At 34.4% G+C, this 12,636-nt stretch carries 15 protein-coding genes; all 15 read right to left on the bottom strand.

Going from position 1 to position 12,636, the window contains the following annotated elements; genetic code table 11:
• Window positions 1-4: 4 nt before the first annotated feature.
• A complete protein-coding gene (gene icmH / locus AB4J89_RS11760) occupies window positions 5-760 on the bottom strand; it encodes a type IVB secretion system protein IcmH/DotU (protein ID WP_088494819.1) in 756 nt (251 codons plus the stop codon).
• Complete coding sequence (tssK, locus tag AB4J89_RS11755) at window positions 753-2,111, bottom strand: type VI secretion system baseplate subunit TssK (protein WP_088494820.1); 1,359 nt, start codon at window positions 2,109-2,111, stop codon at window positions 753-755. Before tssK ends, icmH begins: the two co-directional genes overlap by 8 nt.
• A 2-nt stretch (window positions 2,112-2,113) precedes the next feature.
• Complete coding sequence (gene tssJ, locus AB4J89_RS11750; protein WP_088494821.1) at window positions 2,114-2,668, bottom strand: type VI secretion system lipoprotein TssJ; 555 nt, start codon at window positions 2,666-2,668, stop codon at window positions 2,114-2,116.
• Window position 2,669: 1 nt separating this feature from the next.
• A complete protein-coding gene (tagH, locus tag AB4J89_RS11745) occupies window positions 2,670-3,914 on the bottom strand; it encodes a type VI secretion system-associated FHA domain protein TagH (protein WP_368469339.1) in 1,245 nt (414 codons plus the stop codon).
• A 5-nt stretch (window positions 3,915-3,919) separates the two neighbouring features.
• On the bottom strand, window positions 3,920-4,936 hold the full coding sequence (tssG, locus tag AB4J89_RS11740) for a type VI secretion system baseplate subunit TssG (RefSeq protein ID WP_227719045.1): 1,017 nt from the start codon (window positions 4,934-4,936) through the stop codon (window positions 3,920-3,922).
• Window positions 4,933-6,717 (bottom strand): type VI secretion system baseplate subunit TssF, encoded by a 1,785-nt coding sequence (gene tssF, locus AB4J89_RS11735; RefSeq protein WP_368469337.1) that lies wholly within the window; start codon window positions 6,715-6,717, stop codon window positions 4,933-4,935. The genes tssG and tssF overlap by 4 nt, the downstream gene beginning before the upstream one ends.
• 1 nt (window position 6,718) lies before the next feature.
• Complete coding sequence (tssE, locus tag AB4J89_RS11730) at window positions 6,719-7,156, bottom strand: type VI secretion system baseplate subunit TssE (protein WP_270754766.1); 438 nt, start codon at window positions 7,154-7,156, stop codon at window positions 6,719-6,721.
• 5 nt (window positions 7,157-7,161) lie between these two features.
• Window positions 7,162-8,640, bottom strand: coding sequence for a type VI secretion system contractile sheath large subunit (gene tssC, locus AB4J89_RS11725; RefSeq protein WP_368469335.1), 1,479 nt, complete (start codon window positions 8,638-8,640; stop codon window positions 7,162-7,164).
• A gap of 20 nt (window positions 8,641-8,660) precedes the next feature.
• Window positions 8,661-9,158 carry a type VI secretion system contractile sheath small subunit gene (gene tssB / locus AB4J89_RS11720; RefSeq protein WP_088494827.1) on the bottom strand — a complete coding sequence of 166 codons (498 nt, stop codon included), beginning with the start codon at window positions 9,156-9,158 and terminating at the stop codon, window positions 8,661-8,663.
• A 746-nt stretch (window positions 9,159-9,904) separates the two neighbouring features.
• Complete coding sequence (locus tag AB4J89_RS11715) at window positions 9,905-10,390, bottom strand: hypothetical protein (RefSeq protein ID WP_368469333.1); 486 nt, start codon at window positions 10,388-10,390, stop codon at window positions 9,905-9,907.
• 107 nt (window positions 10,391-10,497) lie between these two features.
• On the bottom strand, window positions 10,498-10,986 hold the full coding sequence (locus AB4J89_RS11710; protein ID WP_368469331.1) for a hypothetical protein: 489 nt from the start codon (window positions 10,984-10,986) through the stop codon (window positions 10,498-10,500).
• Between the two features lie 13 nt (window positions 10,987-10,999).
• Complete coding sequence (locus tag AB4J89_RS11705) at window positions 11,000-11,608, bottom strand: aminopeptidase (protein ID WP_368469329.1); 609 nt, start codon at window positions 11,606-11,608, stop codon at window positions 11,000-11,002.
• Window positions 11,609-11,685: 77 nt separating this feature from the next.
• Window positions 11,686-11,808: a hypothetical protein gene (locus AB4J89_RS11700; protein WP_368469423.1), complete on the bottom strand. Its 123-nt coding sequence runs from the start codon at window positions 11,806-11,808 to the stop codon at window positions 11,686-11,688.
• Entirely contained in the window at window positions 11,766-11,921 is a 156-nt protein-coding gene (locus AB4J89_RS11695; RefSeq protein WP_368469327.1) for a hypothetical protein, read from the bottom strand. Before AB4J89_RS11695 ends, AB4J89_RS11700 begins: the two co-directional genes overlap by 43 nt.
• Before the next feature lie 170 nt (window positions 11,922-12,091).
• Window positions 12,092-12,628, bottom strand: coding sequence for a hypothetical protein (locus tag AB4J89_RS11690; protein ID WP_368469325.1), 537 nt, complete (start codon window positions 12,626-12,628; stop codon window positions 12,092-12,094).
• Window positions 12,629-12,636 lie beyond the last annotated feature (8 nt).

Raw genomic sequence — 12,636 nt, 5'->3', positions numbered from 1 at the left:
CGTCCTAGCTAAGAAGTGTATTAAGCTGTTCCAAAATATTGAGAGTTTGATGTCTCAATCTAGAAGCATAAATAGCATAAATAATTGTGGCGAAGATCAGTGAGCCAATGGCGATATAACGAACACCAAAGCGTTGTCCTAAGCGATATTGATGTGATTTAGTGCCATTTTCTTTGTATAAAACAACAGGTTGAGATTCACCTTTAAGTTGTTGGATCTGTTTTTGAAGTTGGCGAAGTAATTTATTAAAGTCATCTCCATAGCCATTGCTGACTTTATAGCGACCGCGATAACCAAGGCATAAACAGAGATAAATAAACTCTAATAAATCAAGGTAACGTTTAGGCTCACCTAATAAGCGTTCTATTAATACGAAAACCTTTTCACCACCCCATGATTCATTATGAAAATGAACTAACAGGGATTGTTTTACCCAATCGTTATCTTGATCCCAGCCTAACTCTAATGCTGCTTCATCAATAAATGTGCATAACACATAGCGGAATGAAACAATGGCACCCGGCTCATAACCGTGAGTTTGAAGTTGTTGTTCAATGGCTTGAATGTCAGTGACCACTTGTTGAAAAAGCTTTTCTGAGAGCGGAGTTGCTGACATTGATTTCATTCTGATCACCATACCCAGCAACGGTGTCGCGACATCAATCATTGGATTGATGTTGTTACCGCGTAATGGCAATTGATATGATTTATGGCTCACTTTTTTTTCAGTAAGTTCTTGTATTAATGATAAATCACTCATGTTGAGTTCCACTTCTTATTGCCCAAAGTTGAATATCAAGTTCAGGGAATTGTCCTGATACGTGGAATGCAATATTTCCGTGTTTCTGTATATCAGCCCATGATTCACCTTGAGGATCTAAGCGGAAATAGGTATAGCCTGAGTGATATGGCAATTGGCGAGGAGCGGTTGATAACGGAATGAAGCCAACACCAGGCATTTGAACACTGACTAAATCACGAATTTGATTCACTGAAGTGACTTTTGCCTGTTGCGCGAATTGGCGACGCAATTGCTCTTGAGGTAACTGAGCGCGTACCGCAATAATAAATTCAGCACTTTGCAGAAGTTGTCTGTCATGAATTGTCGCAACACGAATACCATGTTCTTGTTTTTGCAATGGAATTGGCACCGCTCTTGGTGTGAGAACCACACTTAGCGCTTGTCGAATAGATTTAATTAGAGGTAAAAAGCCCGATGCCAAGTCATAGTGTCGATAAATCGGTAATTTATCAGGCAAACGAGAGCCATTAGTAAAGGTTTGAATTTCACCATTAAATTGAAGTAGCTCTTTAAAGAGTTGCTCTGGGTGAACCACTGTCTGCTTAGATAAATGTGAAAATTGAGGATAAGCACGATTAAGTAGCTGTAACATCATAAATTCAGCAACATCGGCAATACCTTGTTGACCGGGGGAGCCTATACGCTCTGCTATTTGGCGTCCTCGCTCAAATAAGGCACCTTCAACTTCAGCTAAAAACTCAGCTAAAATAGGGCAAATTCTTGAATTTAAACAGGTAGGAATATAGTTTTTATCGAGAATTAAACTACCATCAGCGCTGATCTCTCTTATTTTGCAAATTGGCAACATCACATAAGCGTCTAGCTCTGTTTTTCCTAATTTTAAAATAGGATTAAGCTTTGCAATATTAAGCTGACTGATATCTCCATTCTCAGTATGCAAATCACGTACTTGTGTTAATACATCGCTATAACGAGCTAATAAATGATTACCATTATGGGAATGAGAGATTTCACTGACTGTGTTGTTTTGTAACGGCAATGCCAAATAGACCACATTGTCACTGCCTTCATTAATTTGTGAAATATCAATAGGTGAAGGAAGATTATCTTGCTGTGGAATAGAAAACAGCGTGCCGTCAGGCATAATGCCAGAAGCTTCTTTAAGACCAATACGACCAAGGCTTAATAATTCAGTATTCAGCGTCAATTGGCTTAAACCATAGTAATGAGCGTGATAAGTTTTTATCAGCGTTTCAATAATATAGTCTTGATAACGTTGCTGTTGCTGAAAATGCTGAGGCTTAATAAACAACCCTTCATGCCATATCACTTTATTTTTTGTCGACATTGTTATTGATCCTCTTCTTTTCTAAATTCAATTTCATTTTCTTTGATATGGACTAGCAGATTGTAATAATGACCAATCCCATTGATTTTTAATATTTTCTTCCATTGAGTAACATTGACGTCAGAGTAATAGGCAATGATCCCGATATACTTATTCTTTTTATCCAGCTCAATGGGATCGAGCGGCTTATATTGATCAGGTAAAAGGGTGTAATCTTGATGATCGATATAATTTCTCTTTAATAGTTTTTTCAGATCGCAATCTTCTTCAATAATTTGGTCTTGATCTAAAGAGGCAAAGATCGAATCTTCATTCATATAAACAATTTGTAATTGAACCGGTGTTGCCTCTCCTTGATGATTAGGATTGATTTCAGGCTCAGCTAATAATGTGAATGAGACAACCGAGGATTGTTCTTTTTCTTTACCCACGGGCGTTGATGGGTCCCATATGACTTTGCCTATCTTTGACATGGCTTCAATAGGGCCACTGCACCCACTCAATTGGGTGGCTACAAAAATAAAAAAGAGATAAGCCATGAATGTTTTTATCGACATATCACACCTCATCGAGCCCTTTTCTTAAGGCTCGGTCATAAGCGTGGGTATAGACCTCATAAAACAGTTTCTCAAAACCTTGTTGGCGAGATGATGCTAACTCATTGTAATAATTGGTATACATATCCCAAGCCCAAGCGCTATCACTTGGAGTGTTGTCGTAACTACGACGATAATGGGAAAAGCGTTTTAATAAATGCTCTGGCGAGAATGCTTCTAATAGTGTGGTTAATGCAGCAGAAATGGCTTCTTGATTAGCATAATAATGTAGTTGCACATTATGTAAGCTTTCCGCAACAGCTGAAGGCGCAGATAAATGTACAGGGCTACGTTCATCGGTAAACATTAAACGCATAACACTGTCATATTCATTATTTAAACGAAGCGGATTATCTTCAATTGGGCGCAGCTGTTTATCTTGTAAATTTTCCTGCTGTTGTAATGCCAACAAACCTTTTATTGCAGATTGCGTCGTTTTTCCTAATTCAATAAGAAAATCATTTGCTTGCTGTGAATTTTGTAAGTTAAGGTGTACGCCTAGCCCTTTCATTAATGGATTAATTGCGACATAGTCTACGTCTGCATTTGTTTCATTATCTTGAGACGTTATTTCTGGCAAATCCATAAATTCCTGAACCATGAGATCTCCCTGGTTATCTGAACGAGGCGAAGAAAGAGCGTAGTGATGTGTGTTAGATGATGAGCCTTGAATAAGCTCTAAGCTTTCGCTTTCAAGGGCTTTTAATGGATCATGTGTCATTGAGCCTGAAACTGTCGGAGCTAAAGGCATAATATGGCTTTCTGTTTTATGAACCGAAGGGGAATTTTTTTGTAGCAGGGGATCGAGCGGATTATCATCAGTCTCGATCAACGATTGTGGTGTCATCGCCATAAGATCAGGCTTATTGTTTTGCGTTAAATTGATATTAACGGATAAAACAAGTTGCCCAATTTTGATCTGATCATTTTGAGATAAATAGACCGCCCCAATATGAATGGGGATCAGGGCGTTGTTAATATAAACAGGCTCAGCCAGTGTTTTTAAACAAAATTGTTTATCTTGCCAAGCGATAGCGCACTGTGTAGATGCAATAGATGATTGAGTATCTTGTATTACCCAGTGTGATTGTTTACTGCTACCAATCGTTCCACCAAGTTGCGTGAATTGACTATTTGGTACATAGCCACTTTCAAGCAACTCACTATTTATTAAGCGAAAAGAGATTGTGGGTAAATAATTATCCATAAATATTATTCCAAAATAGTCATTGTCACACTAGGATTGGCTTCTGGTTTTCCGAGAAAACTTTGCCAACCTAATTGATTGTGTTGTTCTTTACCTAAGCAGATCCCATATGCCTGTTTGTCAGCGATACGCAGGCGTAAATCCCATGCAAGTTGTTCATGCATGATGTAAGAAACAAAAGTAATAAGTGACAAAAAGTCTTTGCCATTGGGAAGAAAAGACATATAGCGATCGAGCGGTAATTCACTGATTTCAATCGTGCATTTACCATTACAATCATAGATATGAGAGCCAATGTTAAAATTCTCACCTAAAACCATTTTGGGGCGTGATTTCTGTCCTGAATGACGAGCAATAATCCCTAAACGGTTTTGTTGATCTTCAGGGATAGGTACTTTGCGTATTTCCCATCCGATCAATTCAACTTTTTCTAAATCAAAACAGTGAGAAATTAAGCTACAAATAACATCGGGAGAGCGACTTGGACTGGCAAGTAATCCTGCATAAGCCAGCATTTTGCTGTGGTTGATGTTCATCATGCCACGATTGGCTTCACTTCCGAGTCCTACCAAAGAGAACATATGACGAGAAAATGCGTCGTGGCCACCATCTTCGAAACAGATGTAATAGCGATATTTACGCCATATACGATGGAGTAAAGTCACTAAGCGGTGATTAAATAAATTAAGATAATCCGTTAATTGATTGGCTTGTTGAGCTTCTTCCCACGCGAAATGATCAAGGTAATAACCCGGCAATGGCGATTGGCTACCATGTAAACCTAAAAAAGAGACTTCAAGATCAAATTGACCTTGTTCATCTTGGCGTAATGAAACAACATCACGAGTTGGAAACGCGGTATTAGCGCTTGATCTAAACTGAATAACGCTTTCATTATTCAATGCTGTTTTTGGAGAATGCAGTTTATTAAGCAACTCAACTAATTGATAGAAGCTGTATTCAGTAACAGATTTGCCCGCTTTTTTATTTAGCCAGCTTTGTATTTTCTCAATCTCTGTTATTTGAGTATTTGCTGGTTTATTTTCGCTGGCCAAAGATAAATTTCCTTATTATCTAAATTAATAACTTCCAATTCGTGAAACATATTAACGCTGGTATAAAGAGTGAAAAATTGAGCTAATACAGAACAAAATAGATACATAGCGCCTTCTGAAATAAAGGCATTTTGATGTATCGATAATGTTGTTTTCACACCTCTTACTGGTAAGCCTTTATATAAATACTCGATAGACTCTGTTTTTAAATTTGTGATTGCATCGAGGCATTTTTGAGATTGACGAGCTGATTGCTGATGAAACGTCGCTTTAAAATCATATAGCTGTAAGATTTGTTTGAGTGCAGTTAAGCTCAATAGAGATTGATAATTAATAGATAAATTAGTGAGTTCTGACCAATACAACGTATTTCCTAACAAAGGATAAAGTGCTTTTGTTGGCTTAATAATATTACTGGCAGATAACACCCCTGAAATAACATTGTTCTCATCAAGCTTTATCGAATGAGAAGACAATGAAGAAGCTAATGTACGATTAGTACAGTTCATTGATACTGAAATGCTTTCTTCACAATTTAGTAAATCAGCTTCATTGTTTCGCACAAATGACAAGGTGTGTTGATAACCATAATTTGATTTATGATGTGCTATTTTTAAACGGTAATAACCCGTTCTTTCGGGATTATCTTGATTATTTTGATGATGAAAACTCTCAAAAGCTGTGTATCGTGTAATATAAGAACGCTGATTTGGAATATAGCGCAAACCTTGGATCGTATTTATTGAAAAAATATCATAACAATCTTGTTTTTTATGGCTTTTATTTAAAATATATTCTGTTTCTTTTCCCGTTAAATTTATCGCTTCACTTTCTGATCCAAATAAATTAACAGCAGGTACGCAATTTATCTTTATGCAATCTTCCGTGATCAGCATGGCTTCTGGAATATCACTGTCAAATTGAATTGATAATGTAAAAGTATCAGAAACCAGTGCAGGAGGAATATTATCTAATCCTTTAATGGATAAAGACATAAAAGCTTCAGGAAAACAGAAATATTCCTGTAATAAGCGATATCCTTCATAACTGTTTTTAGGATAAGGCAAAAGAGAGTCTTTTGCATGAAAACCAATAGGTTCAACCGCAAAATGCTCTAAGGAAAACTGACGCTGAGCTGTTGTTATTTTTGCTTTTTTAACTTTGTTATTTAATAAATAAAATAGCTGAGTCGTTGTATAAGAAAGACCATTAAGATAAATACACAGTTTCTCTAAGCCAACTGTGGATAGCGACTGTAATTGGTTTAGAGAAAAATGAATATCTAACGTGTCTTGATTTTGAGCCACTTGTGCTATTTGTATTGGAAGTACCCATAAATCACGACACTGCGTAAATTGGCATTTATGCCAATTATCTTCATCATTTTCGGCTAATTCATTTTGAATATAGAGTGGGCGGCTAACAAAAGGTTGCCCCTTTGCTATTTTTATTGCACATTTTTGAGTGGCTTCAGTACGATATTCCATTGCTGTCATACTAGGAAATGGACGTGCGTAAGCAGGCCATAGCATATTGACTAAACTGTTTGTCAGTTCAGGAAATTGTCTGTCTATTTGTTCTCGTAAATTACCTGATAAATAAGCAATGCCATCTAAAAGCCGCGCAGCATCAGGATCACGCACTTTTTCAGAGATTTGATTAATAAGCTGCGGTTTTTCAGTTGCAACATACTGTTCAAGTTTATCGAGATAACTTAATTCATTATTAAAATAGTGATTTGAAGACATATTAAAATTGCGTCAATTGATATCTACGGTTGCTGTCTAATTGCACGTTAAATTCAATAAACTGCTTTTGATTTTCTAATAAGATAAAAGCCGTAATATTAAATTGCAGTGACAGTGGCTCTGCTTCATTTTCTATAAAATGAACAGTGACATTGCTTATTCTTGGCTCATAAGTCGTAATGCAATCCGCAATAATATTGGATAAATGAACCTTGAAATCGACTCCTGTTAATGTCGCATCGTTTAAATCAGGAACGCCTAAAGCAGGAGTACTTTGGCAACCTAGAGGTCTGCTATTTAAAACCTGATTTAAATTTTGCTTAATTGACATGAGTAACGCTTGGATTTTCGCGCGTTGGGAAGAGCCTACGCTCTTCCCTTGTATGCGCTCAAATAAACTGGAAGCGGGGTTATCTTCCAAATTATATAGAGCTGTCATTGCACTTATTCCTTATCTAAGCGACCAACAAGTGATAATTCAAAGTTTGCACCCATATATTTAAAATGAGGGCGAACTTGAATAGACACTTGATACCAACCTGGATCACCATCAACATCAAGAACTTGGATTTGAGCTGAGCGAAGAGGGCGTCTACTACGAACGTCTGCTGGTGGATTTTCCTGATCCGCAATATATTGTTTTAGCCAGATATTAAGCTCACGCTCAAGATCTTGGCGCTCTTTCCATGAGCCAATTTGTTCGCGCTGTAGGACTTTAATATAGTGAGCTAAGCGATTGATAATAAACATGTAAGGAAGTTGAGTCCCTAACTTATAGTTAGTTTCTGCAAATTTCCCTTCGCGCGTATTAGGGTAGTTTTTGGGTTTTTGTACTGAGTTTGCAGAAAAGAATGCCGCATTATCACTACCTTTACGCATTGTTAAGGTGATAAAACCTTCTTCTGCTAATTCAAATTCACGTCTGTCAGTGACTAAAACTTCTGTTGGGATCTTAGTTTGTAATTCACCCATCGCTTCAAAGTTATGAACAGGTAAATCACCTACGGTTCCGCCACTTTGAGGACCAATAATATTTGGACACCAGCGATATTTTGCAAAGCTGTCATTAATACAACTTGCTAATAAGAAAGCAGTATTACCCCATAAGTAATGCTCATGATCTTGCTTCACATCTTCAGAGTAATTAAATAACTTAATTGGATTCTCAGTAGGTGAATAAGGTAAGCGCACTAAGAAACGAGGTGCTGTTAAACCTAAATAACGTGCATCTTCAGATTCGCGCAATGAACGCCATTTTGTGTGAGCCGGGCCTTCAAATACTGATTTCAAATCTTTAATAGCTGGTAATTCAGCATAGCTATTAATGCCTAAGAAATTAGGTGAAACAGATGAAATAAATGGCGCATGAGCCATTGCGCCCACAGCACTGACATATTGCATTAACTTCAGATCAGGCGTGGTGTTATTAAAGGCATAGTTACCAATCACAGTCGCGACAGGTTCACCACCGAATTGACCATAGCCTGAAGAGTAAACGTGCTGATAAAAGCCGGATTGTACAATCTCAGGTGAAAACTCAAAATCTTCTAATAGCTCTTCTTTCGTCGCATGCAAAATATTGATTTTGATGTTTTCACGAAAGTCAGTACGATCAACAAGTAATTTTAATGAACGCCATGAAGACTCAATTTCTTGAAATTTTGGCGCATGTAAAATTTGATCGACTTGAGCACTTAGTTGAGTGTCTAGCTCAACAAGCATTTTATCGATTAGCAGTTTATTGATCGGCTCTTCTTCTGATGGGTTAGCAAAAATATTACTAATAAAGGCAGCAACACCTTGTTTGGCAATATCATAAGCTTCGGTTTCTGGCGACATTCTAGATTGCGCCATAATTTCATCAAGCAAAGAGCCACCAGATGTTATTACCTGCTCTTGTTGGGCTTCATTAACTAAAGACATAGAATAATCCTCTGTAAATATTATTTTTGGCTAGCAATATCGAGCTCTTTGAGTAACTGTTCGCGTGTAGCTTCATTTTCCAGAAGCTCTTGCAGACGTTTTCTAAAAGCAGGAATATTGCCAAGAGGACCTTTTAGCGCAACGAGCGCTTCTCTTAGTTCTAATAGTTTTTTTAGCTCAGGAACTTGGCGTGCAATATTATCAGGAGAAAAATCTTGTAGTGATTTAATCTCTAAATTGACGTTAAGATCAGACTCACTTTTTTCATCTAATGCATTTGGAACCGCAATATTTAGATTAATACCGGCGCTTTCCATAACAGAATTAAAGTTGTTCTGGTTTATCGAAATGGTTTTACGATCTTCAATGGGGGTTTCTTCCGTCTTCCCTTTCATATCGCCCACAATAAGCATATTTAAAGGTAATTCGACTTCAGATTGAACACCACCATCATTAGGGATGTATTTAATATTAATACGTTCTTTGGGCGCAACACTACCAAGAGTATTTTTACTCATTTAAACTAAGCTCCTTATTTAGCTTAAGTTCTTAATTAAATACTCAGCGTATTGATGAATAATTTAAATTAAGAAATACCTATCCTAGGCAATAATGTAATTACCTTATATGAGTTTAATTTTCCTGGTAGAAATAAAATAATAACTAAAAATAAAATAATAAGTAATTTTTTCTAATATATGCATTTAGTTTTATATAAAACCGTCCTTGAGTCAATAAGAAATATTTAATGTTTTTTACTTTTCATTACATTTAATTAGTGTCGTATTTAATTTAAATATAATGATTTAACTTTATAAGTAAGTTTTTTCATCTATTTTACTCATATTATGCAACTCGATAGGGATAAATTAATTTATATTTAATTTAAATTGCAAATATGGAAAATAGAAATTTCACTATGAATTATTTATTCCGAATCTCTATAACTATAAGAAATTTAACGTTAATTTTACTTTAATTTCTGGTTGGTTATTTATTTTGTTTTTTTATATTTAATGTTTTTTTTGATGAAAAATAGAACTGTGATATAAGTGAAAATAATGTAACATGTCGTTATTATTATGATTGAAAGTTAAATTTGATATAAGGGAATAATATTAAGTGAAATTATTTGATAAAAACAAGACGGAATTCTTAAGTCATTTTGAATATGATTGGTAAGATTTTAAATGATATATTACTTATCTCTGATTTATAGATAATATGATATTTAACTTAAATAAAGATGATTTACTCATTACCATTATCCTTTATTTTGTTTATGGAATGTTTTCCATTCGATATCATTATTGAAGCTTAAACGATAATGGCAGATGATAGAGCCTGAACTATTCCACGGATCGTAAGAGACACTAATATGCATTTGTTGACTTGCAATCGGGAGTTTGATTCCGGTTTCTTGGTGAAACCATTGTTTTAGATTGTGGGTTATTTTTCCTTTAGGGCTATTTTGTATTCCATCCATTAATTTTTCGGGTGCCAAGTACCATGAACTGAGCAAGGCGTTTTCATTTGCGGGTGATGTAAAATGAGTGACTAAAAATAACCGACCATATCGGTTTTTCGCTTTACCTAAAACTAGCCGATAAGCAATAGTTTCGCCTTGGGAGTTGGTTATCCATTTTTCCCAAGGATAAAGGGGAGTTATGATATCTTTCAGAGTACAGATAGGAGTTAAGTAGATATCGTTATTTATGATAATTGTATTGTTTTTTTCGTATTTAATCATAGGGGATAATAAGGTATTTATTGCTCATAGTCTTAGTATAATTTAATCAACTGAGAATAAAGTTGCTATGAGGAGTATCTTAAAAAGTAGTAGTGAGTAAAATATTTCTATTTAGTGGTAATATTTTGATTAATGATAAAAATATCATTATTAATTAAGTCTAATGTAATGTGAAAATTAGAAGTTGACTGAAAGTAAACTATATTCTCTTTTCGCTTTATACTAACAAATGGGTTTGAAGTTGTTGAATATAAAAACCACAATATATTATTATTTATGTCTGTTTTTACAATAAAGCCATCACTACCCATTTCACCTTCTCCACATAATAAAATGTATTTATCATCAATCAATATTTTGTTATTTATCTGAATTTCAGACCAAAGATCATCATCACTTTGAAGCAAGTTATCGACAGTTGTTTCACCTTTATATGAAAGGAAATATTCCTTTTGATAGGAATGTATTAATTGAGAATTATCAATAAAATCAATATCTATAAATCTTATCAATCCAGACTGATCACAAACAAGATCCAGTCCGATTAGCTGATTATTTATCCATTTGTTTTGGAGTGAGTTAGTTGGTTTTTTCATAATTTATAGCGTATTAAAAATAACCATTTTTGAAAATTTCTGATAAGTGTTTTTTATAAAATTCTATTTTTTTAGGATGGTTGATAATTCTACAAGCATTATTAAAATATTGGCTTAACCAGTAAGCATGAATGTAATTAAAATACTCATGAGGGTTATTTTCTGAAAAACTTATGATAGATTCTAATGTTTCTATAATCTGTTTTTCACTAAAAACCTCATTAGAGGATTGTACAATGATATTTTTTAATTTCATATAAATTTTATTAAATTTATTTACACTTAGAAGATCTTTTGATTTATCGTAATTAATAAACAACGCTGACTCTATATCATAAATAAAAATATCATCAATTAAAGTAAGTTTACTTTTGAGTTTTTTAATATGATTAACAAAACTTTCACTTTGAATGGATTCTATAACAGGGATGATAATAGTATCGTGATATAAAATTTCAAGATATTTATCTTCAAGCGTACTATATAAATTTATAAGAAAATCGCTATCAATATCTATTAATTCCATAATTGGCCAAAAAAAAGAGTCATTTAAATTAAACCACATATTAAATGAAAGAATTTCGTCACATTTTTCTTTAATCTTATAAATTCTGTTTTCCATATTAACCTAATGATAAGTAATTAAGAATAAGCGTTATTATAACTAGATAATAGTCCGATAGATTAAAGTTATTAAATTTAGCAACATTTTGTATATTCGGGGTTGTTGTCGGCATAATCATCATGAGATTGCCAAAAGGCCATTTGTCCCCAGGTATTTAACCGACCTGCCCAGCTGACAATGCCTTTTTCGCTAAAGATTTCTCGTGGCGTGCCTTGATGGTCAGTGACGATATAATGCAGTTTTCCACGTTGATAACGGGCTGTTGGAGTAATTTCACTGGGTTGATAGAGCCACTGAATTTGCGAATCATAAGCGGGGTGCCATCGGCATAAATCGGGGTTTCTTGCACCATCTTGTCATAAAATTCATAGTGAATGGCAAAAGAATAGGTTTGATATAATTTATTCGTGGATCCTGGAAATATACAGTAGGGTATAAACAAGTAGGTAGGAGGATTTCAGAAATCTTCCTACCTTTCTATTAAGATAAAGATGAAAGTTTTTCTAAATAATCAATATTATTAATTACCCAATATTTTTTATTTTTAGGTAGCGTGTTTTCATCTAATTTACGCATAAAATCAATAAATTCACCACCCCAATCGTCTGGAATATATCTCTCAAGCGGTATATTCCCTGGATATGGATAATATGCACTTAATTTTTTTGAGTCAAAATCAATAAATGCAATTGGAAACATATCATGAACCTCCCACCAAGAAGATGATTTTTTTATTTTATTCTTTATTACTTCTAATTTTTTATCATCAAGCATGAAAGGACAAAGATGTTCAATGAAGTTTTTTTTATTATTATCATTAATAACTAGAATACCAAATCTGTCATCTGCATTATCTTCAGAAAAAGCTATGTTTTTATCGATAAAATCTTTATTCCATTTATATCTATCCATTATCCATATTTCTCTATCAGCTTGATACCAATTAATTATATTTTTATATCTTATTGCTACAATAACATTATCATCTACTAATAAATCGCTATTTTCTTTTGACATATAATTGC

The organism is Proteus sp. STS61-E, assembly GCF_040932335.1.
Lineage (GTDB): Bacteria > Pseudomonadota > Gammaproteobacteria > Enterobacterales > Enterobacteriaceae > Proteus > Proteus mirabilis_B.
Note: the sequence above shows the minus strand (reverse complement) of the source record. Positions and strands in the feature narration are given on the sequence as shown.